Genomic DNA, 22289 nt, shown 5'->3' on the forward strand with positions numbered 1-22289 from the left:
TTACAGGTTGTTGTAGAGCCATTTGGGCATGTAGTACTTGCGGCGATTGAACACGCTGCCGACCACCTTCGCGCCCGCCTGGACCAAGCGTTGCCGGGCGGCCTGGGCCACTTCCCAGCGGGTGTCCTCGCCGCGCACCACCAGCACCACGCCGTCCACCTGGGTGCTGATGACCAGCGTGTCGGTGGCTGAATACACCGCGTCGGCGTCGATCACCACGAAGCGGTACTGCGCCCCCAGTTGCCTGAACAATGGGCGCAGTCGCTCGGGGCTCAAGCGTTCGGTGTTATGTCCCAGGCGGCCATAGGGCAGCACGTCGAAGGGCAGGCTGGAAACCTGCACCACGCAGTCCTGCAACAGCGGTGGGGCGAGGGTGTTGAACAACAGATCGCTGAAGCCGCGCTCTTTGTGCAGCGACAGTTGCTGGCTGAGGTTGTGCGGCGACTGGCTCGCATCCACCAGTAACACGCGCCCGTTGCTCATTTGCGCCAGTTGAGCGGCCAACGCCATGGCGCTGGTGCTCGTACCGGTGCCGATGTTGGCGGCTGTCATGAGAAGGATCCGCAGATCCGGGTCAAGCACGGTCGAGGTCAGGTTGGTCTCGCTCGGGCTGGCTATGGTCAGGATATTCGTTGAACCGTCCATTTAACTCGCTCCGTGGCCGCTGAAAACTTTGAAGGGGGTAAGCATCAGGATCTTCAAGTCCAGCCACAGGCTTTGTTCAGCGATATAGCTGAGGTCCAATTCCACGCGCTGGTCGAAGTCGATATTGCTGCGCCCAGAGATCTGCCACAGGCCGGTCATGCCGGGGTAGATGCTCAGGCGCACAAGATGGTTGTCCTTGTAGCGATAGGCGTTGAACGAGGTCGGCCGCGGGCCTACCAGGCGCATGTCGCCGGTCACTACGTTGATCAGGTTCGGCAGTTCGTCGAGGCTGCTGCGACGCAGGAACCGGCCGATGGGCGTGATGCGCGGGTCGTTGTCGATCTTGAAATCGATGGCATCGGCACCGTGTTTGTTGAGGTGGCGCAGCGACTCCTTGAGGGCTTCGGCGTCGGCGACCATGGTGCGGAACTTGTACATGCCGAACACCCGACCGCGATAGCCGGTGCGTTTCTGTATGAACAGCACCGGGCCAGGGCTGGAAAACTTGACCAGTAGTGCCAGGCCCAGCAACAGCGGGCAGAAGACCACCAGGATCGCCAGTGCGCCGAGGCCGGCCACCACCCGATTGGTGCGCGAGACCGTCCAGGGCCGGCCACCGTCGCGACCGGTCAACCAACCACGGCCTTGGCGGTGAATGGCCGCGTCCAGGCGCCTGCGGTGCTCGGGATCGACACGTTTATCGCGTCCGGGGGCATTGGTCGCAATGATTTGCTCATGTCGGGTCATAGACTCCTCCGCTGAGATTGGGCCGCAAGCGGCGCATGGGCAGGCAGTGGGTAATACTCGAGGAACCACTGGATGAAGCGGCCCAGGCCGTCGTCCAGTTCGATGCCCGGCTTGAAGCCGGTGGCCCGCGCCAGGTCGCTGGCGTCGGCGCAGGTGTTGAGCACATCGCCCGCTTGCAGGGGCAGCAGTTCGACGCGGGCGGTGCGTCCCAGGTGTTTTTCCAGCAGCGCCACATAGGTGCGCAGCGTCACCGGGTGCTGCCCGCCGATGTTGTAGATCCGCCAGGGCGCGCGGCTGGTGGCCGGGCCCGGTTGTTCGTGATCCAGCAAGGGCGTGACCTGGGGCGCTTGTTCGATCAGGCGGGCGATGCTTTCGACGATGTCGTCGATGTAGGTGAAATCGCGCTGGTGCTCGCCGTGGTTGAACAACTGCAGTACACGGTCTTCGGTGATGGCGCGGGCGAACTGGATCGGCGACATGTCCGGCCGGCCCCAAGGGCCGTACACCGTAAAGAACCGCAAGCCGGTGCAGGGAATACCGAACAGGTGGCTGTAGCTGTGGGCCATCAGTTCATTGGATTTTTTGCTGGCCGCATACAGCGACAGCGGATGATCGACGTTGTCCTGCACCGAATAAGGCGTGCGCGGGTTGGCGCCGTATACCGAGCTTGAGGAGGCGTAGATCAGGTGCTTGACCGGATACCGGCGGCAGCTTTCCAGGATGTTCAGGAAGCCGGTGATGTTGCTGTCGACATAGGCCTGCGGGTTTTCCAGGGAGTAGCGCACGCCGGCTTGGGCCGCGAGGTGAATCACCACGTCCGGGCGCCGGGCCTGGAACCATTCGTCGATAGCCGGTGCGTCGGCCAGGTCGAGCCGCGCCAAGGGGAAGGTGCCGACCTGGTCGTTCACCCAGGCCACGCGGTCGTGCTTGAGCTGCGGGTCGTAATAGTCGTTGAAATTGTCCAGCCCGCACACCCGATGGCCGTCGCGCAGCAGCCGCAACACGACATGGGCGCCGATGAAACCGGCTGCGCCGGTGACCAGGATGTTCACGGCCGTGGCCCGGGTGCCGGGGTGCCGGGCACGGTGTGGCGCAGCCCGATACCGCGATACAACAGCCCGGCGGCGGCCAGGTGTTCGGGGTTGTACAGGTTGCGGCCATCGATGATCACCCGGGCGCGCAACTTGCTGGCCAGCAGGTCGAAATCCACCACGCGAAAGTTCTTCCATTCGGTGCAGATCACCAGGGCGTCGGCGTCTTCCAGGGTGTCATCGCGGGTCGCACAGAGGTTCAGGTCCTTGCGATAGCCATAGAGGCGACGGCATTCGGACATGGCTTCCGGGTCATAGGCCTGGACCCGGGCGCCATCGCGCCACAGCGCTTCCATCAGGTAGCGGCTGGGGGCTTCGCGCATGTCATCGGTGTTGGGCTTGAACGCCAGGCCCCAGATGGCAATCGATTTGCCGGCCAGGCCATCCGGGAATTGCTTCGCCAGTTTCTCGAAGAGGATGTGTCGCTGGCTGTCGTTGACGTCGGTGACGCTGCGCAGCAGGCGCAGCGGCATGCCGTTTTGTTCGGCGGTGTGCAGCAGGGCCCGCAGGTCCTTGGGAAAGCACGAGCCGCCGAAACCGCAGCCGGGGTAGATGAAGTGATAACCGATGCGTGGGTCCGAGCCGATGCCCTTGCGCACCGCTTCTATGTCGGCGCCCAGCCGTTCGGTGAGGTTCGCCAGTTCGTTCATGAAGCTGATGCGGGTGGCGAGCATGGCATTGGCGGCGTACTTGGTCAGTTCGGCGCTGCGGTTGTCCATGAACATCAGTTTTTCGTGGTTGCGGCAAAAGGGTGCGTAGAGCTCCGTCATCTGGTCGCGGGCCAGCGGGTCGGCGGTGCCGACGATGATCCGGTCCGGCCGCATGCAATCGGCCAGGGCGCTGCCTTCCTTGAGAAATTCGGGGTTGGACACCACGCGCACGTTCAACTGTTTCAGGCCGCGCCGGGCCAACGCCTGGCGGGCGCATTCGGCCACCTTGTCGGCGGTACCCACCGGCACCGTGGACTTGATGACCAGGGTGCGGTCGCTGTCCATGAAGTCGGCGATCTGCCGGGTGACGGCCAGCACATGGCTCAGGTCGGCCGAGCCGTCTTCATCGGCGGGGGTGCCGACGGCGATGAAAATCAGCTCGCCGTGATTGACCGCGTCGCTGGCCTGGGAACTGAACGACAAGCGTCCGGCCTTGATGTTGTCTTCGAGCAGATTGGACAACCCCGGCTCGCTGATGGTGGGGACGGCTTGTTGCAGTTGCCGGATCTTGTTCGGGTCGATGTCGATGCACAAAACGCGATGTCCGACGTCGGCCATTGCGGCCGCCTGAATCAACCCGACATACCCCGTACCAAATACGCTCACGTCCATTTTTGGCGCGCCTCGCAGACCGAATGATGTAACTCGGATGAAACTGTTTAGAGGGGTATAGCGCAGCTTCAGAAAAGCGTGTCAGCAAAATGACAGTTGTCAGTGTTGGCAATTCAAGTGAAGTCGGGCCTTTTGATATCAAGTCATTGACTGATCTAGCAAAGTGGCTGTTTTACTGGGGGTGTAGAGCATTTAAGAAAGCGATAAACGGTCGTTATTCATAGATTTTTATATTTTGTTACCTATTTTCGTGTCGTTTTTGGGGTAACTTTTTTTTGACGCATGGTTGGGAGGGGCATTTCTTGCGCTTTGAAAATCGGCTGCTAACGTGCAGGAACGAAGCGCTTTCGACACCGCGATCCGGTCGAGGAAAACATGGCCCGCTACCTCAAGGAATTGCTGCTGTTTTTGTACCTGCTCAAGGGGTACGCCTATTACCTGGACCGTCTCGATGCGTTGGGCCTGGGCTTGGCAACCTTGCTGTTCGGCGCCATGTTCGTGCTATTGGTGGTGGCGCTGTGGATGTGCGCCTACATACGCCAGACGATGGTCAGGCATGTGTTTGCCTTGGCGCTGTTTGTTTCAGCGGTTTTTTTCGAGGTGTACACCCAGGTCACGGACAGTTACCTGACCTACAGCCAGTTCGTCTCGCTGGTGTACTCGGGAGGGTTCATCCAGGAAGCGGCCTATCAGTATCGCGAGGTGATCATCAACGCGGTGATCGGCGGCTTGTTGCTGTTGTTCGGCATCGCCCTCAAGCCTCGGCGGATGCTGCGAGTGCCCGGTTATCTGCCGGTGCTCGCACCCATACTGGGCGTGGTGTTGCTCAGTGGCGTGCTGTTCGTGCGAGCGGGCGAGGGCGCGCGTGGCCTGCCGGTGATGTACACGCCGTTGGTCTATTTGAATCTCTTTGCCTACGAGTCCTTGCACAACACGATCGGCCCCCGGGAACCGGTCACCCTGACGCGGCGATCGTCTTTGATCGAGCAGGACATCGTACTGATCATCGATGAAAGCGTTGCCGGCAATTACCTGGATATCAACACGCCGTCTGGCGTGCACAGCAGCTTGAAGACACCGCCCGAGGGCGTGGATATTTTCAATTTCGGCTACGCGGCTTCCATCGCCAATTGCAGCGCCGATACCAATGTCACCTTGCGCTACGGCGGTACTCGCGCCGACTACATGCGCATCAATAGCACCTGGCCGTCGATCTGGCAGTACGCCAAGCAGGCCGGCTTGCGCACCGTCTACATCGACGCCCAGCGCACTGGCGGCAACCTGCAGAACCTGATGACCAAACTGGAAAAACAGGACATCGACGAATTCGTCCAATTCGACCAGACCAGCGTGCGCGATCGCGACATGGCGGCGGCGGCGAAGTTGATCGAATTGCTGGGCGACCACCAGGCCGAACTGGTGGTGATCAACAAGGTGGGGGCACATTTCCCGGTACACGACAAATACCCCGATGATTTCATGAGCTATCGTCCGGCCTTGCCGCGCGGGCAGTTCCAGGAAGTGAGCGATACCGGCAGACGCGACGGCTTCAATGGGCAGCAAGATGACTGGGTGTTGTACCGCAACGCCTACCAGAACACCTTGCTGTGGAACATCGGCGAGTTCTTCAAGCGAATCTTCCAACAGGCCGATTTGAGCCATGCCGTGTTGATCTACACCTCCGACCATGGCCAGGACCTGCACGAGCGCGGCAACCCCGGGCTTAACACCCATTGCGACAGCGACCCGGTGGCCGAAGAAGGCTTGGTGCCGTTGGTGGTGATCCAGGGCAGCCAATTGCAGACCCTCGATTGGCGCAACGCCTGGGCCCGGAACAAGGACCGCTCCAGCCACTACAACATCTTCCCGACGCTGTTGCAGTTGATGGGCTACGACCCGGTCGGGGTCGAATCGGCCTATGGAAAATCTCTGAGCCAGCCGACCGATGACGACTTTACCTTCAACTACCGCTTCAACGCACGGCTAGGGGCGAAACCGGCGTGGAAACATATCGACCTGGACAACATCGTGACACCGCATTCCAGCCAGGTTGAAATGGCGGTGGGGCATTGACTCTATACGCTGAGCTCTTTGGGAGTGGGCTTGCTCGTATGAGGCCGGCACATCCAACATCTTCATCGACTATGACGCCGCCTTCGCGAGCAAGCTCGTTCCCACATGGATTTTCGGCAGCCACAACATGCACATGCGCCGCAGAGCCCTGTGGGAGCGAGCTCGCTCGCGATGAGGCCTGCCCATCCACATCACCGCCAGCTGATACACCGCCTTCGCGAGCTCTCGCCTGGGCCGGCATTGCGGCTAATTCCGCTATCCTGAGCCTCACGTTCATTCATCGAGCTTTTTCATGCTTGAAGTCCGCAATGTCTTTAAAAGCTACCCCACGCCCCAAGGCCCGTTGCCGGTGCTGCAGGGCGTCGACCTGACCCTGATGCCCGGCAGCAGTCTGGCGCTGATGGGGGAGTCCGGCAGTGGCAAGAGCACCTTGCTGCACTTGGTCGCCGGGCTGGACAAGGTGGATCGCGGCAGCATACGCAGTGGTGAATATCGGCTCGACGGCATGAGCGAAAGCCAGCTGGCGAACTGGCGACGCACGGAAATCGGCCTGGTGTTCCAGCAGTTCAACCTCATCAGCAGCTTGTCGGTGGAAGACAACCTGGCGTTCCAGGCGCGCCTGTGCGGCCGCCATGACGCGGCCTGGCAAGCCCATCTGGTGCAGCGGCTCGGGCTTGCAGCGTTGCTGCGGCGTTACCCTGAACAGCTTTCCGGCGGCCAGCAGCAACGGGTGGCGCTGGGGCGGGCGCTGGCCTCGCGACCGCCCTTGTTGCTGGCCGACGAACCCACCGGCAGCCTCGACGAAGCCACCAGCGACGAAGTGCTGCAACTGTTGCTGGAGCTGCTGGAGGGCAGCCCCACCAGTCTGTTGATGGTGACCCACAGTCCACGGGTGGCGGCGCGCCTGGCCCAACGTGTGGTGTTGCACGGCGGACGGTTGGCGCAGGTGGCGCAGGGGTGATGATCTTTCGCCAGACCCTCAAGGCCCTGCTCAGCCATTGGCGCCAACACCCGGTGCAATTCTTCAGCGTGCTGACCGGCCTCTGGCTCGCCACCAGCCTGCTCACCGGCGTGCAAGCGCTGAACAGTCAGGCCCGGGACAGCTACGCCCGGGCCAGCCAATTGATCGGCGGCCAACCCCAGGCCAGCCTCAATGCCCCCGCTGGCGGCACCTTCCCTCAGCAATGGTTTATCGATTTGCGGCGCCAGGGCTGGCCGGTGTCGCCGGTGTTGCAGGCCCGGGTTCTGCTCAAGGGGCACGAGGATCAGCGCTTGCAACTGATGGGCATCGACCCGGTGTCGTTGCCTCCCGGCACGGCCCTGGCGGGGCAGGCGCGGGACATGAGCGAGGTGGTCGAGTTTTTTACCGACCCCGGTCGCACGTGGGTCGCCCCGCAAACCTTGCAGGCCTTGGGGCTGGGCGAGGGCGACCGGCCTCGTACAGTCGATGGGCAACCGCTGCCGCCGCTGCATGTCCAAGTGGACATGGCGCCGGGCGTGTTGTTGATGGACATCGGTTTTGCCCAAGCAGTACTCGGGTTGCCGGACCAGCTGTCGCGGCTGTTGTTGCCCGCCACGTTCAACGCCGCGCTGCCGGAGGCCTTCAGTGATCGGCTGCAATTCAAGCATGCCGATGAAGAAAACAACCTGTCGCGCCTGACCGAAAGTTTTCACCTGAACCTCGACGCCTTGGGGTTTTTATCGTTCGTGGTGGGGTTGTTCATCGTTCACGCCGCCATCGGCCTGGCCCTCGAACAGCGCCGCAGCCTGCTGCGCACCCTGCGGGCCTGTGGCGTCAGTGCGCGGATGCTGGTCACCAGTCTGGCGATTGAGCTGGGTGCGCTGGCCTTGCTGGGCGGAATCGCCGGGGTACTCAGCGGCTACTGGCTGGCGGGCCTGTTGTTGCCCGATGTCGCGGCGAGCCTGCGGGGTTTGTACGGTGCCGAAGTGGCCGGGCATTTGAACCTCAGCCTGGGGTGGTGGCTCAGCGGTGTCGGCCTGAGCCTGCTCGGCGCGCTGCTGGCCGGGGCCGACAGCCTGCTGCGGGCGGCGCGTTTGCCCTTGCTGGCGCTGGCCAATCCCCAGGCCTGGCATCAGGCCCATGGACGCTGGCTGCGACGCCAGGGTTGGGTGGCGATATTGGCGGCGCTGATCGCCGTGTCGGCATTGATCTGGGGGGACAGCCTGGCCAGCGGTTTTGTCTTGATGACCAGCTTGTTGCTGGGGGCTGCGCTGGCCTTGCCGGTGTTGCTCAATCGCGCGCTGAACCTGCTGGTGCGCCGCAGCCGCTCGGTGCTCGGGCAATGGTTTCTCGCCGATTGTCGCCAGCAACTGCCGACGTTGAGCCTGGCGCTGATGGCCTTGTTGTTGGCGCTGGCGGCCAATATCGGTGCCGGTAGCATGACTGCTGGCTTCCGCCAGACCTTCAGCAACTGGCTCGAACAACGGCTGAGCGCCGAGTTGTATATCAACCCGCAAACGCCGGCCCAGGCGGTGGAGTTGCACGCCTGGCTCAAGCAGCAACCGGCGATCACTGCCGTCGTGCCCATCTGGCAGGTATCGATCCCGCTGCAAGGCTGGCCGACGGATATCTACGGCATCATCGATCATCCCCACTATCGCCAGCATTGGCCGCTGTTGGAATCGGCCAGTGACGAGCCTTGGGGACAACTCATCCACGCCGACACGCTGATGCTCAGCGAACAGCTGGCCCGGCGCCTCAAGGTGAGGATTGGCGACCCGTTGATCATCCCGACACCCACCGGACCGTGGACGCCGCGGGTCGTCGGGATCTATGCCGACTATGGCAACCCCAAGGGGCATGTGCTGGTCAATGCCGATCATTTGCTGGCGCACTGGCCGAACCTGACGCCGAATCGCTTTAACCTGCGTATCGAACCGTCCGCGATGGCTTCGATGCTGACGGCGTTGCAGAGCCGGTTCAGCCTGGACGACAGCCACATCGTCGACCAGGCCCGGCTCAAGGGCTGGTCGACCCAGGTGTTCGAGCGCACCTTCGCCGCCACCGCCGCCCTTAACAGCCTGACCCTGGCGGTGGCGGGGGTGGCGTTGTTCATCAGCCTGCTGACCCAGAGCCAGAGTCGTCTCGGTCAGTTGGCGCCGCTGTGGGCGCTGGGGGTGACGCGTCGGCAACTGATGTTGCTCAACCTCGGCCAGACCTGGTTGCTGGCGCTGCTGACCCTGGTCCTGGCCTTGCCGCTGGGCATTGCCCTGGCCTGGTGCCTGGACGCGGTGATCAATGTGCAGGCCTTCGGCTGGCGCCTGCCATTACGGGTGTTCCCGTTGCAATTGGTGCAGTTGCTGGCCCTGGCGATGCTCGCCACGCTCCTGGCCTCGGCCTGGCCGCTGTATGCGTTGTACCGCACGCAGCCGGCGGATCTGCTGAGGACCTTTGCCCATGAAGATTAAAATTGGCGTGTTGCTGCTGGCGCTGCTCAGCGGTTGTGATGACTCAGCGCCGACTCAAAAGGGCTTTGCCGGCCTCGGCGACCAGGCCGTCGCGTTCACGCCTGTCGTGCCTGGGCGGGCGTTCAGTTTTCCGGCCGACCACGGCATTCATGACGGTTTCCGTATCGAGTGGTGGTACGTCACTGCCAACCTCAAGGATGCCCAGGGCCGGGATTTCGGTGTGCAATGGACGCTGTTTCGCAACGCCTTGGATGCCGCGCCCCAGGCCAGCGGCTGGCGCAACCAGACGATCTGGCTGGGCCATGCGGCGGTCACTTCCGCCACCGTGCACCATGCCGCCGAGCGTTATGCCCGAGGCGGAGTGGGGCAGGCCGGGGTGCAGGCGGTGCCTTTCGATGCCTGGATCGACGACTGGCAATTCACCAGCCAGGCTGCTGCGACCGAGCCGTTGGCGGACATGCAATTGAAGGCGCGCGACCGCCGCTTCAGCTATGCGTTGCGGCTGACGTCGAGCCGCCCGTTGGTGTTGCAAGGCGATCAAGGCTTCAGCCAGAAATCCGAACAGGGGCAGGCGTCTTACTACTACAGCCAGCCGTTTTTCCAGGCCAGCGGTGAATTGGAAATCGACGGTCAGCGTCACACGGTCAGCGGCCCGGCCTGGCTCGACCGCGAATGGAGCAGCCAGCCCTTGACCGCCAACCAGACCGGCTGGGACTGGTTCTCCCTGCACCTGGACAATGGCGAACACCTGATGCTCTATCGCATGCGCCACAAGGACGGCGCGCCGTACCTCACAGGCACCTGGATCGACGCCCAGGGCCAAGCGCAAACCCTGCACGCCGCAGAGATCAGTCTCGTGCCTCTGGACACCACTGAAGTCGCCGGACGCTCGATGCCGGTACGCTGGGCCATCAAGATCCCCGGCAAACAACTCGACGTGACCCTTCAGGCACTCAATCCCAAGGCCTGGATGAACCTGCGCATTCCCTATTGGGAAGGCCCGGTACGACTCAGTGGCAACCAGGGCGGCACGGGTTACCTGGAAATGACCGGCTACTGAGAATCGCCGGAACTCCCTGCGAACGTCGACCCTCATAACTGATGAATGTCTCGCAGGAGCCCGCCATGAGCGATGACCTCAAACTTCCGTCGCTGGCCGACTGGCAGCAGTTGTTCGACGACAAGGCCTATTGGCAGCAGTCCCCCGATGCCCACTTCACCGAGCTGATGCGGGTGGCCAATGACCTGTTCGGCCGGGGCGCCATCGACCTGGCGCGTTGGCAGGACTTGAAGAACCAGGCCGAGCAACTGCACCAGCGCTCTCCCGATGCCAATGTCGCTGAAGAAGTCGCCGACCCCGATGCCTGAATCCCGATATCCAAGGAGTTCGCCATGAAGCACAACCCCGATCGAACCCCACCTAACCCGGACGCGCCAGCATTGCCCGGCGAAGTGGAGCGCGATAACGATGCGTTGCGACCCAATGACCCGGCCAAGCGTAAACAGCAACGGGGTGACCCTGAAGCGGGGGACACCGATGCGCAGAAAACCGGGCGGCGTGGCTGAAGTACGTCACGCCGGCTGGTCTTAAAAAGAGTTTTGTAATGCCAATTATTGTTCTGTGCGGATAGCTTTTACATCTGTGCATGTTTTGTATAACTGTTTGTACAGTTATGCGTGTAGGAGCTGTGTAGGAGCTGTCGAGTGCATACGAGGCTGCGATCTTTTATCTTTCGCTTGAGACTCAAGTGTCTGGGGAAAGATCGCAGCCTCGTATGCACTCGACAGCTCCTGCACAGCGCCTACACAACCGGCATAGTTTCAATAATAAACAATTATTTAAACAGCCTCGCGGACATACTCTCAAAGTTCCATTATTATTGTGCCTGTTCGCCCAGTGTCAGGCTCTTTACCAGTGCATGGATTGCCGAGGCCGTCGCACTGGGCGAACACCTCTCGGTGTCAAGTAATCACTCATCATTTCAATGCGCATCGGCCAGTAGAACTGGCCGGTGCATGACGTTGCTTTCGAATTAACCGGAGGTCGGTGCACGCCAGTCATCGGTACCCACGGTGCCGCAGGCGATGTGCTCCCACCTGATCTTGCGAAACGAGAAATGTACATCTTGCAGGTGAGTGAAATGCGAATTCGCCGGGTCTTGGCAGTTATGCATGTAGTCCTTGATCTCGACGATGATCGCGTCCTCCAGTGTGGTGGTGTAGTAGTGCTGTTGGATGCCGGCGGCCGAAGTGCGGTACCACTTGATTTCAACTATGACCAGTAGTTCGGTATCGGTCATCGCTCCCAGCAACAACGGCGAGGCCTTGTCGAACACTTTGGTGATGACCATGGGGCTGTGTATGCGCTGGCCGGTTGGCTGACCGGACTGAGGGTCGCGCGGGATGGATACGTTGTGTTGGAAGCCCTGCACCATGATCTGGTCTGTGTGACCTTCCTGATAGGTATTGCCCACCGAGTCGGCGGTAAACGCGCCGGCAGTAATCAGACCTTGTTTGGTGCCTACGATGGACATATATGCGGGGGTAGCCAAGGGATGCTCTCCTTCCTGGATAACGATAGGGCCTGGGACGGAATCGTCCGAGGTGGCCTGACGGTTATCAAGTGCTATGCCAGACTCAAAAAAACTATAAATATCAATAAGTTGTTTTTGGCTGAGGCGGCTATTCCCTTCAGTTGGGCAACAAAGCGCACAAACGCTTGCCCGAGGCATTGCAGATATTAACGGCCCACCCGGACGTCGCTCTACCCGGGCAGAATCACCGAGGAAGCGCGCCGCACTGCGCGCCTGTCAGGCAACTTCTTGCCGTTTTATCCTTCGGCTTATGCCTACACGCCCAACGCAGCCCTGCACTCATCGATGGAGCGCTGTTGCGTCTGGGCGTACAGCCCCAGCTCATCGATGGTCGCTCGCCCCAGCGCCGCTTCGAAGGCCTGGCGGTTGGACTGCCCGGCGTAATGGCTCTGGGCGGCATCGCCGAGGTTCGACTGGAAGATGCCGGCGGCGCTGACCGGAAGGAAGTCTTCGTACACCAAAGGCTCGGCGCGCAAGTATTGCTGTTCGAGCAAGTGTTCCAGGGACGCTGCTGGCTCGAGGGTGCCCTTGGCGGCGAGGCCCTTGGGCGTCGGGAAATAACGGAAATACGCCAATGCCTGTTGGCGCAACTCATCGTGGTTGTCCGGGAATGCGACAAAGTGTTCGGCCATCAACGCGTTGTAGCGTTCGGCGTTGGCTTCGTTGGGAAACGCCCCCAGCGCATCGCGTGCGGCGTTCAGCAATTGGTCGTAGAGCGCGCGGCCCTTGGGCGTGAGCGCGGCGCCGCGTTGTTCGATTTCGCCGAAGCGGGCGCTGTGGCTGCCTTGGGCCTGTGGCTGGTCGGTGAAGGCGACGGGTTCGTCGAGTGCCTTGAAACTGGTCTGGCGCAGCAGGATCGGGCATTGGCGACGGGGTGGACCTTCGATCACGGCCTTGGGGGTAATGCCATGCACGGGCATCCGCGCCTGGACGATGTCGATGTCCAGGGTGCGCGGCGTCAGGTGATTGATGTGCGGGCCCTTGAACGCCACCACGTCGGCGATCAGGCGATGCTGGGCGCTCAGTTGCCGGTACTGTTCGGCGGTGACGGTGGCGCTGTGGTGCCAGCGGAAGGTTTCCAGGGCCTGCAGGACGAAGTCCTCGGCCTGGGCTTGCGTCAGGCCACCCTGGCGCTCGGCCAGGTCAATGAGCTCCAGGGCGCCGGGGGTGAAGATCTGCCGTTTGGCCAACACCGACTTGGCAAACGCCCGCAGCTCGGTATTCTCGATCAGTTCCAGGCGCAGCAGCGAGGTAAACACTCGGAACGGGCTGACCTGCAACGCGCTCTCATGCACGGCGCGAAACGCTGTGGAATGCACGGGCACCCCGGCCGGCGTGAGGTCGTAGTAGCCCACCGGCTGCATGCCCATGACCGCGAACAGTCGCCCCAGGGTCGCCAGCTCGGCGGCGGTACCGACGCGGATCGCGCCGTGGCGTTCCAGGTCGAGGCGCTCGAGTTCGCCGGAGCTGCGCAGGTGTGCGGCCAGTTGCGGCTGTGCGGTCAGCACCTGGGCGTTCGTGTGTTCCACCAGCTTCATCAGGGCGCCATACAACGGCACCTCGTCGCGGTACATGTCGGACATCGCTCTGGAGAAGCGTTGGCGGATCAGGTCGGGGCTGACGAAGCTCATCGTGAGAATTCCTGGCGAGGGCTGTGGGAAAGTTGAACGAAAGATCGCAGCCTTCGCCAGCCCCGGCAAACGAAGAATCTTCAGGACTTCATTCTGCCAGGGACTGATCCACCAGCTCGATCCAGTGCCGCACGGGCGTGCGACCGGCGCCGTCGAGGTGGTTCTGGCAGCCGACGTTGGCCGTGACGATCATCTCCGGCTGACCGCTTTCCAGGGCATTGAGGCGGTTGTCGCGCAACTGCCGCGCCAAGGCCGGCTGGGTCAGCGAATAGGTGCCGGCCGAACCGCAACACAAATGGCCGTCAGGCACTTCGGTGAGGTTGAAACCCAGCCGTGTCAACAGTGCTTCGATGTGGCCGCCGAGTTTTTGCGCGTGCTGCAAGGTGCACGGGCAATGGACGGCGATGCGCTGGTTCCTGGCCGCGCAGATCTGTTCCAGCGGTTCGTTGCCGAGCACTTGCACCAGGTCCAGCGCTCGTTCGCTTACCTGCTTGGCCTTGGCGGCATAGGCAGGGTCATGCTCCAGCAGATGCCCGTAGTCCTTGATGAAGGCGCCGCAACCGCTGGCGGTCTGGACGATGGCTTCGGCGCCGTGCTCCAGGTGCGGCCACCAGGCGTCGATGTTCTGTCGGGCGCGGTCCAGTCCGGTGGCCTGGGCATCGAGGTGATAATCCAGCGCACCGCAGCAGCCGGCCTGCGCGCAAGGGATCACGCTGATGCCGAGTCGATCCAGCACTCGCGCTGCCGAGGCGTTGGTGTTGGGCGACAGGCCTGGTTGCACGCAGCCTTCGAGCATTAACACCCTTCGCCCATGGCGCAGCGGTGGGCGGTCGCTGTGGGTTGGGGCGGGGTGGGGCAACTTGGCGCTCAGGTTCGTCGGCAGCAACGGACGGAAGACCGCCCCAAGGCGCAGCAGGGCCTTGAACCGTTCGGGACTGACGGCCAGGCTGCGCAACCCCAGGCGCAGTGCGCGTTGGCCGGCGGGGCGCGGCACGGCTTGGTCGACCACCGCCCGGCCGATATCCAGCAGGTTGTGGTAATCCACGCCGGATGGGCAGGTGGTCTCGCAGTTACGACACGACAGGCAGCGATCCAGGTGCAACTGGGTGCTGGCTGTCGCCGGCTGGCCTTCGAGCACTTGCTTGATCAGGTAGATGCGGCCTCGCGGGCCGTCCAGTTCATCGCCGAGCAATTGGTAGGTGGGGCAGGTGGCATTGCAGAAACCGCAATGCACGCAGCTGCGCAGGATCCGTTCGGCTTCTTCGGCGCGGGGCAGGTTTTTGCTTTCCTCACTGAACCGAGTCTGCATGCTAGAGCTCCAGGTACATTCGACCAGGGTTGAACAGTCCCAGGGGGTCGAGCTGGGCCTTGAGTTGCCGGTGATAGCGTAGCAGCGCCGGGGCCAGGGGCTGGAACGGTGTGTCGCTGGCACCCTGGCGATAGCAGGTGGCATGGCCGCCCACTTCATGGGCCAGGGCTTGCACCGTGCCGGCCTCGGTTTTCAACCAGCGTTGCGCGCCACCCCAATCGATCAGTTGAACGCCGGGCAGGGTGAGGGGGCCGGTGTGGTTGGGCAATGACAGGCGCCACAGCGGCAAGCCTTCGTCGAAAAATGCCAACCGATGTTCATTCAGTGCCGTCCAGTATCGATCGTCGATCACCTCGCCACCCAAACGTTGATGAGCGGCGCTGACCGAGCCTTCGCCCCCTTCCAGGCGCAGGTGCAGGCAGTCGCCGTCATGGCTGGCGGCGCTGATGGGCAGGGGCTGGCGGCCCCATTCGGCGAGTGTCTCCAAGGCTTCGGCGCTGCCCAGTTCCAGACGGATGCTCAGGCTGTGACGGGGCTTGGGCAGGACCTTCAAGGACACTTCGGTGATCACCCCCAGGCAGCCGAAACTACCGGCCAGCAGGCGCGAGAGATCATAGCCGGCGACATTCTTCATCACCTCGCCGCCGAAACGCAGCACCGTGCCGTGGCCGCTGATCAGGCGCGTACCCAGGACGAAGTCGCGCACCGAACCCGCCCAGGGGCGACGCGGCCCCGACAGCCCGGCGGCGACCATGCCGCCGACCGTGGCGTCATCGCCGAACGCCGGCGGTTCGCAGGGCAGGCGTTGCCCGGCGGCCTCCAGGGCGGCGAGCAATTCCCGCAACGGGGTGCCGGCCCGCGCCGTGATGACCAGCTCGGTGGGGTCGTAATGGACGATGCCACGGTGCACGCGGGTGTCCAGCAATTCGCCGGCCACTTCCCGTCCCAGGAACGCCTTGCTGTTCGAACCCTGGATGCGCAACGGCGTGGCGTTGGCCCGTGCGCGATTGACCTGTTCGAGCAACAGGTCGCTGGCGTCCTGGTCGGCTTCGCGGCTCATCAGAAACGCTCCAGTTCGGGAAACGGCAACTGCCCGCCATGGACGTGCATGGCACCGAACTCGGCGCAGCGGTGCAGGGTCGGGATGTTCTTGCCGGGGTTGAACAGGCCTCGAGGATCGAACGCCGCTTTTACCGCGTGGAACAGGTTCAGTTCGTCGCTGTTGAATTGTGTGCACATCTGATTGATTTTTTCCCGGCCAACCCCGTGCTCGCCGGTGATGCTGCCGCCCACCTGGACACACAGTTCGAGAATTTTCCCACCCAGGGTTTCGGCGCGTTCCAGTTCGCCGGGCTGGTTGGCATCGAACAGGATCAGTGGGTGCATGTTGCCGTCGCCGGCGTGAAACACATTGGCGACCCGCAGGTCATACTCGGCACTCAGGCTGGCGATGCGTTGCAGCACCTCGGGCAGGGCGCGTCGGGGGATGGTGCCGTCCATGCAGTAATAATCCGGCGCCAGGCGACCCACCGCCGGGAAGGCGTTCTTGCGCCCGGCCCAGAACCGCAGCCGCTCGGCCTCGTCCCGCGCCTGGCGCACCTCGGTGGCCCCGGCCTGCTCCAATACCTGACGGATCCGTTCGCAGTCGTCATGGACATCGGCCTCGACCCCGTCCAGTTCGCACAGCAGGATCGCTTCGGCGTCCACCGGATAGCCGGCGTGGATGAAGTCCTCGGCGGCGCGGATCGCCAGGTTGTCCATCATTTCCAGGCCACCGGGAATGATGCCGGCGGCGATGATGTCGGCCACCGCCCGCCCGGCCTTGTCCACCGAATCGAAACTGGCCAGCAGCACCTTGGCGACCTGGGGCCGGGGCAACAGCTTGACCGTCACTTCGGTGATCACCCCGAGCAAGCCTTCGGAGCCGGTGAACAGCGCCAGCAGGTCCAGGCCCGGCGAATCCAGGGCTTCGCTGCCCAGGGTCAGGCGTTCGCCTTCGACGGTGAGGATTTCCAGCTTCAACAGGTTGTGCACCGTCAGGCCGTACTTGAGGCAGTGCACGCCGCCGGCATTTTCCGCGACATTGCCACCAATGGAACAGGCGATCTGGGACGAAGGGTCTGGCGCGTAATACAGCCCGAACGGCGCCGCTGCCTGGGAGATCGCCAGGTTGCGCACACCCGGTTGAAGCCGTGCGGTGCGGGCGTCGGGGTCGATGTGCAGGATCTGGTTGAACCGCGCCATTACCAGCAACACGCCACTGGCCAGGGGCAGGGCGCCACCGGACAGACCGGTCCCGGCGCCCCTGGCGACCACCGGGACGTTCTGTTCATGGCAGAGCTTGAGCACCGCTTGCACCTGCTCGACCCGCCTGGGCAAGACCACCAGCAGGGGCGTGGTGCGATAGGCCGACAAGCCATCGCACTCGTAGGGCTTGAGGTCTTGCTCCTGGTGCAGGATGTCCAGGTCTGGAATCTGTGCCTGGAAGGCTTGCAGCAGGGCCTGTTTGTCCACCTTCGGCAAAGGGCCGTCGAGGTGTTCGTCGTAGAGGATGTTCATGGAGTCGATACCCCTCAGTCGCCACGAATCCTTGTGGGAGCGAGCTTGCTCGCGATGGCGGTGGGTCAGCTTGCCTCATTGTCGAAGGTGTCGCCGCTATCGCGAGCAAGCTCGCTCCCACCTTGGTTCATGTTGTTTTACGCATCGCCGTCACTGGCCCAACCCCTTGAGAAAACCACGGTACAGCGCGGCGGTTTTCCCCGGTTGCTCGATCATCGGCAGGTGGCCGATCCCGTCCCAGATTTCCACGCGCAAGTCGGTGATGCCCTTGCTCCACACCGGCACGCTGCTGACATCGATCACCCGGTCCTGGCGGCCCCAGAGCAGCAGCGAAGGGGCGCGAATGTCGGCCAGGTGGGGCTCCATCGACGGGCTGGCGCGAAAGTCGGCGTAGATCTCCGCCAGTTCTTCGCGGTGTTGTACATAACGCTCGGCCACGGCCGCCATCACCATGCCCGGTACCCAGGGCGGCGAGGCCATGGTCATGGCATAGAACGGCATGAACTCCTCCCGCGAATGTACCAGGGACGGGTTACGACCGGCGGCCAGTTGGCGGTCCATGTCGCTGGGCTGGGGGGCGGTGACGCCGGCCGGATTGAGCAGCGCCAGGGTCAGCACGCGATCAGGCGAAGTGGCCGCCAGCCACGCGGCGAGATGGCCCCCCATGGAATTGCCGATCACATGGACCTTGTCCAGGCCGCAGGCGTCGAGCAACTCGATGATCCGCCGGGCCTGGGTCGGGATGTCGTAGCCGCCGCCGGCCTTGAAGCCGGTTTCGCCATGGCCGGGGAGGTCAGGGATCACCACCCGGTAATCACCGACAAAATGCCGGGCGACACGCAGCCAGAGGTTCTTGTCGCCGCTGTAGCCGTGCAGCATCAGGATGCTGGCGGACGCTTCATAAGGCCCGCCCTGCCAGGTCGACACGGTCATCTCGCTGATGGGCACGGTGATTTTGCGTAACCGGTAAAGGCGTGCCTCCAAGGCCATGTTCATGTCGTAGATCACATGGCCGATGCCGGGATAGGTCAACCAGCTCCAGGCGATAAGTACAGCAAGAATTACCCACAACACCAGCATGTTTTGCCCTCCATGGGCTGCGACAGAATGATCAAACGGATCAGTCGGTGATAAGTGAAGCTTAAACCCGCGACATCGTTACCCAGGGGCCTTCTTTCGCAAGGCTTACGGATGTCCTTGTCATATATAGCCAAAATCCCAGCAGAGTCTCGCATTTGAATGTGAATAAATACCCCTGCATCAGTGGTGGCTATTTGATGTCGCCCTGATAGACTCCAGACAATCCCATCCCGATGAGTCGGGAACCCGCGGTGCAGAGGCGTCCATGCAAAAAACGGGAAAAAAGGGACTGACGTTGGCCAGGAGGCTCTATGTATCGCGCATCCTGGGCCTGACGCTGGGGTTGTTGCTGGTCAGCGCCGCGCTTTATCCCCTCGACCCGGCACCCTGGGTCTGGGGCTTCATGCTGTTCAACGGCCTGCTCTGGCCGCACCTGTCTTATTGGTGGGCCCGTCGCAGCGCGGTGCCGTATCACGCCGAACATCGCAATCTGCTGATCGATGCCTCTCTCGGCGGCTTCTGGGTCGTGGCGATGCAATTCAACCCGCTGCCCACGGCCGTCACGCTGGCGATGATGGCGATGAACAACGTCGCCATCGGTGGCCTGCGTTTCCTGCTCGTTGGGGTGATCGCTCAGGTGGCAGGCATCGCCGTGGGCACGGTGATCTTCCCGCTGACCAGCGTGCCCATGACCAGCCCGGCGCAGATCTACGCGTGTCTGCCGCTGCTGTGCCTGTATCCGATGGCACTGGGCTGGATCTGCTTTCGCCAGGCCTACACCCTGGGCCGGCAAAAACGTGAATTGCTGGCCCTGAGTCGTACCGACAGCCTGACCGGGTTGCTGAACCATGGCGCCTGGAAAGATCGCCTCAACGAGGAATTCCAGCGTTGCGTGCGCCAACCAGCGGACGGGACGCCCCGTGGCGCGATTGCATTGATCGACATCGACCATTTCAAGATCATCAATGACACCTACGGCCATGGGGCTGGCGATATCGTGCTGCGTCAGCTCGGCAAGCTGCTCAGGCAGAACCTGCGCTCCGCCGACATTGTCGGGCGTTATGGTGGCGACGAGTTTGGCGTGATTTTGCCGGACCTGACCCAACACAACGCGGTGCAGGCCATGGACGGTTTGCGTGAACGCTTCGCGACCCTCAGCTACGAGCGGGACCCGGCGCTGAAAGTGAGCCTGAGTATTGGCGTCGCGGTCTTCAACCCGGCATATGCCGACGCGACCCTCTGGCTCGACGATGCCGACCAGGCGCTGTACGAAGCCAAGACCAGCGGGCGCAACCGGGTCATTTGCCACCGCCATCGACCGGTGTTGGAAGCGTCGACCGTTTCTGTCTGAGATGGCCTCTTGCTGCCTGGAGCCTTGGTTCATTGTCGGGTAGGGTGCCCATGGCACTCTTTCGATACGGAACAAGGATGAAATCATGACGATGACCGCTGTTCGCTCCCGTCTGGCCGTCAGCCTCGGCCTGAGCCTGGCCCTTGGCGCCTTTACCCCCATGGCTTTTGCCCAACCCCATCAACAAATCCTGACCGATGCGCAGCAGTACAAGGGCGAGGCCCTGAAGTTGCTGGAGCGGCTGGTGAATATTGACTCCGGCTCCGGGTATGTGCCGGGGCTGACCCAGGTCGGCGACATTGCCATCGACGAGCTGAAAAAGTTGGGCGCGACCATCGAGAAGGTGCCGAACTCGGACGGTACCCAGCACATCCTGGCGACCCTCAAGGGCACCGGTAAAGCGAAAATCCTGCTGATGGCCCACATGGACACGGTGTTCAAGGAAGGCTCGGCCGCCGAACGCCCGTTCCATATCAAGGATGGCCGCGCCTACGGGCCGGGAGTGATGGACGACAAGGGCGGCATCGTCGCGGGGATCTACGCCTTGAAGGTGCTCAAGAACCTGGACTTCAAGAACTACGCGCAGATTACCTTCCTGCTCGACGCCAGCGAAGAAACCGGCTCGGACGCCGCCACCGACCTGATCAAGAAAACCGCCAAGGCCCATGACGTGACCCTCAACCTCGAACCGGGTCGCCCGGCCGACGGCCTGGTGGTGTGGCGCAAGGGCAGTGCCACGGCGCTGGTGGAGGTCAAGGGCAAGGCGTCCCACGCCGGCGTCGCGCCGGAACTGGGGCGCAATGCGGCGATGGAAGCTGCGCACCAGATCCTGCAACTGGGCAAGCTCGGCGACGCGGAAAAGAAAACCACCATCAACTTCACGGTGATCGAGGCCGGCGACCGGACCAACGTGATTCCCGACCAGGCGAGCGCCAAGGCTGATGTGCGGGCGGCGGTGCCGGAAGAATTCGACCGCATCGAAAAAGACCTGGCCCGGGTCTCGCAGGACAAGTTGATCGCCGACACCGAAGTCACCACCAGCCTCAAGCGCGGCCTGCCACCGATGCCCCAGACGGCGGAGTCGGACCGGTTGATGGCCATGGCCCAAGGCATCTATGGCGAACTGGGGCGCAAACTCACCGAGGAAGGCAGCGGCGGCGCGGCGGATGCCAGCCTCTCGGCCGGTGTCGGCACGCCGACGCTGGATGGTTTTGGCATCGTCGGCGGCAACATTCATACGCCGGAGGAATACGCGGAAGTCGAGAGCGTGGTGCCGAGGATTTATCTGCTATCGAGGATGATCATGGAGTTGGCGGGGCGCTAACCCACTATGCCGTAACGTCGAACGCCTCGAAACCTTGTGGGAGCGAGCTTGCTCGCGAAAGCGATCTGTCTGTCGATCAAGTGTTGGCTGACAAACCGCCTTCGCGAGCAAGCTCGCTCCCACAGGGAAATGCGCTATGTCGACGGACGCGCGTCGACGTTGTCCAGCGCGCGGTTTGCCAGCTGTCCACTCAATTCGATCAATTGCTGGATACCCAGGGCAATATGGCGCCTCGAGCCTTCCAGGTCGAAGGCCAGGTCGCTGAGCATGGCGTTGGCCGAGGCCAGGGTTTCGCTGAGGTTGGCGAGCAGGGATTCGGTGTCGACACCGTTGATGACAATGAAGAGTTGACCGGGATCAGCCTCGGCTTCGGTGGTCTTGGGCTTGAGGTAGTAGTCGAGGGCGCGGTCGGCGGCTTTGTCGAATGCTTTTGATGTGGGATCGGTATCCGGTGGATTCGGTGTTGGCTTGAACATGGATGAAACTCCTTGGTAATTGGAGCCGCAACCTTTTGCTACCAAACATTAGGTGGCGGCTATACGCAGGTTGGTAGACCGGGTACCAAGGCAAACCCAGCGCGCCACAAGGGCGCCCCGCGCACAGCCGCCATAATAAATGCCGGAGCTGTGCGCCTTAGTTTTACCCGGGCTACCAAACCCGATCACTGATTTTCAGCGACCGAGAAACAGTAAAGCCCGACCCTAAGGCGTACAAGCCGGCGGATTCTGGCGTAGTTGTAGGCAATGGCGCAAGGTGAGGTCGTTCGGTCTTACGCCGAGATTAATGCGATAAACATAAGGCTTTTGTGGCGAGGGAGATCCCGCCGCGTCTTCGACGCTGCGCTGTCGCGCAGCAAACAGGGATCCCTCTACAGTTGAAGAACGCGCGCGGGGCAAAGGCCGTAACCAGCACTGGTGTGACAGCACCCGAGAGGGAGAGTGGCCTGCACGGTATCGGCGTGGAGTCGTTGATGGCACGGCCAGGCCGTGACCTCGTATAAGAGAGTGAATCCTTTCGCCACCGTGTACCCCGCGCGCGTCATTCAATCCTGCGAGGAATTGTCATGGCGCGCAAGAACCAAAAGCGTTTTGAGATTATCCATCATCACTGTGCCGGTATTGACGTGGGAAGCCG

Annotated in this window: 19 protein-coding genes; 8 read left to right on the top strand and 11 right to left on the bottom strand. The window is 62.4% G+C overall.

Annotated features, from left to right (window positions below):
- Genes BM321_RS16525 through BM321_RS16540 form a run of 4 tightly spaced genes read right to left on the bottom strand, consistent with a single transcriptional unit; the run spans position 1 to position 3805 of the window.
- A complete protein-coding gene (locus BM321_RS16525) occupies positions 1 to 645 on the bottom strand; it encodes a CpsD/CapB family tyrosine-protein kinase (protein ID WP_092443365.1) in 645 nt (214 codons plus the stop codon).
- Complete coding sequence (locus tag BM321_RS16530) at positions 646 to 1392, bottom strand: sugar transferase (protein WP_092443367.1); 747 nt, start codon at positions 1390 to 1392, stop codon at positions 646 to 648.
- Positions 1389 to 2444 carry an NAD-dependent epimerase gene (locus BM321_RS16535; RefSeq protein WP_092443369.1) on the bottom strand — a complete coding sequence of 352 codons (1056 nt, stop codon included), beginning with the start codon at positions 2442 to 2444 and terminating at the stop codon, positions 1389 to 1391. The genes BM321_RS16530 and BM321_RS16535 overlap by 4 nt, the downstream gene beginning before the upstream one ends.
- On the bottom strand, positions 2441 to 3805 hold the full coding sequence (locus BM321_RS16540; RefSeq protein ID WP_092327376.1) for a UDP-glucose dehydrogenase family protein: 1365 nt from the start codon (positions 3803 to 3805) through the stop codon (positions 2441 to 2443). The genes BM321_RS16535 and BM321_RS16540 overlap by 4 nt, the downstream gene beginning before the upstream one ends.
- A 375-nt stretch (positions 3806 to 4180) precedes the next feature.
- Between BM321_RS16540 and BM321_RS16545 the strand changes: the two genes are divergently transcribed.
- From BM321_RS16545 to BM321_RS30550, 6 genes are all read left to right on the top strand, one after another.
- Positions 4181 to 5878, top strand: a complete 1698-nt coding sequence (locus BM321_RS16545) for a sulfatase-like hydrolase/transferase (protein WP_092443371.1) — start codon at positions 4181 to 4183, stop codon at positions 5876 to 5878.
- Between the two features lie 292 nt (positions 5879 to 6170).
- The gene (locus BM321_RS16550; protein ID WP_092443373.1) at positions 6171 to 6839 is read left to right on the top strand and encodes an ABC transporter ATP-binding protein; all 669 of its coding nucleotides are present in this window, start codon (positions 6171 to 6173) and stop codon (positions 6837 to 6839) included.
- Positions 6836 to 9307, top strand: a complete 2472-nt coding sequence (locus BM321_RS16555) for an ABC transporter permease (RefSeq protein WP_092443375.1) — start codon at positions 6836 to 6838, stop codon at positions 9305 to 9307. Before BM321_RS16550 ends, BM321_RS16555 begins: the two co-directional genes overlap by 4 nt.
- Positions 9297 to 10367: a lipocalin-like domain-containing protein gene (locus tag BM321_RS16560; protein ID WP_092443377.1), complete on the top strand. Its 1071-nt coding sequence runs from the start codon at positions 9297 to 9299 to the stop codon at positions 10365 to 10367. The genes BM321_RS16555 and BM321_RS16560 overlap by 11 nt, the downstream gene beginning before the upstream one ends.
- Positions 10368 to 10432: 65 nt before the next feature.
- On the top strand, positions 10433 to 10675 hold the full coding sequence (locus BM321_RS16565; protein ID WP_092327384.1) for a hypothetical protein: 243 nt from the start codon (positions 10433 to 10435) through the stop codon (positions 10673 to 10675).
- Between the two features lie 24 nt (positions 10676 to 10699).
- Positions 10700 to 10873: a hypothetical protein gene (locus tag BM321_RS30550; protein ID WP_175534934.1), complete on the top strand. Its 174-nt coding sequence runs from the start codon at positions 10700 to 10702 to the stop codon at positions 10871 to 10873.
- 467 nt (positions 10874 to 11340) lie between these two features.
- Here the strand turns inward: BM321_RS30550 and BM321_RS16570 are convergent, their stop codons facing one another.
- From BM321_RS16570 to BM321_RS16595, 6 genes are all read right to left on the bottom strand, one after another.
- The gene (locus tag BM321_RS16570; protein ID WP_092176637.1) at positions 11341 to 11859 is read right to left on the bottom strand and encodes an Hcp family type VI secretion system effector; all 519 of its coding nucleotides are present in this window, start codon (positions 11857 to 11859) and stop codon (positions 11341 to 11343) included.
- 296 nt (positions 11860 to 12155) lie between these two features.
- Positions 12156 to 13532: a 2-oxoadipate dioxygenase/decarboxylase HglS gene (locus tag BM321_RS16575; RefSeq protein WP_092443379.1), complete on the bottom strand. Its 1377-nt coding sequence runs from the start codon at positions 13530 to 13532 to the stop codon at positions 12156 to 12158.
- Positions 13533 to 13620: 88 nt separating this feature from the next.
- The gene (gene glcF, locus BM321_RS16580; RefSeq protein WP_092443381.1) at positions 13621 to 14841 is read right to left on the bottom strand and encodes a glycolate oxidase subunit GlcF; all 1221 of its coding nucleotides are present in this window, start codon (positions 14839 to 14841) and stop codon (positions 13621 to 13623) included.
- Position 14842: 1 nt separating this feature from the next.
- Entirely contained in the window at positions 14843 to 15901 is a 1059-nt protein-coding gene (gene glcE, locus BM321_RS16585) for a glycolate oxidase subunit GlcE (RefSeq protein ID WP_092443382.1), read from the bottom strand.
- Positions 15901 to 17400, bottom strand: coding sequence for a glycolate oxidase subunit GlcD (gene glcD / locus BM321_RS16590; protein ID WP_092443385.1), 1500 nt, complete (start codon positions 17398 to 17400; stop codon positions 15901 to 15903). The genes glcE and glcD overlap by 1 nt, the downstream gene beginning before the upstream one ends.
- A gap of 150 nt (positions 17401 to 17550) precedes the next feature.
- Positions 17551 to 18480 (bottom strand): alpha/beta fold hydrolase, encoded by a 930-nt coding sequence (locus tag BM321_RS16595; protein WP_092443387.1) that lies wholly within the window; start codon positions 18478 to 18480, stop codon positions 17551 to 17553.
- 265 nt (positions 18481 to 18745) lie between these two features.
- On the opposite strand from BM321_RS16595, the gene BM321_RS16600 reads away from it, so the two are divergent.
- Both BM321_RS16600 and BM321_RS16605 read left to right on the top strand, forming a co-directional pair.
- On the top strand, positions 18746 to 19831 hold the full coding sequence (locus BM321_RS16600; protein ID WP_092443389.1) for a diguanylate cyclase: 1086 nt from the start codon (positions 18746 to 18748) through the stop codon (positions 19829 to 19831).
- A gap of 85 nt (positions 19832 to 19916) precedes the next feature.
- A complete protein-coding gene (locus BM321_RS16605) occupies positions 19917 to 21155 on the top strand; it encodes a M20/M25/M40 family metallo-hydrolase (RefSeq protein WP_092443391.1) in 1239 nt (412 codons plus the stop codon).
- A 134-nt stretch (positions 21156 to 21289) separates the two neighbouring features.
- Here BM321_RS16605 and BM321_RS16610 read toward each other — a convergent pair whose 3' ends face one another.
- Positions 21290 to 21631, bottom strand: a complete 342-nt coding sequence (locus tag BM321_RS16610) for a DUF6124 family protein (protein ID WP_092443393.1) — start codon at positions 21629 to 21631, stop codon at positions 21290 to 21292.
- Positions 21632 to 22289: the final 658 nt, after the last annotated feature.

This window comes from Pseudomonas sp. NFIX10 (genome assembly GCF_900111955.1).
Taxonomy (GTDB): Bacteria; Pseudomonadota; Gammaproteobacteria; order Pseudomonadales; family Pseudomonadaceae; genus Aquipseudomonas; species Aquipseudomonas fluorescens_AA.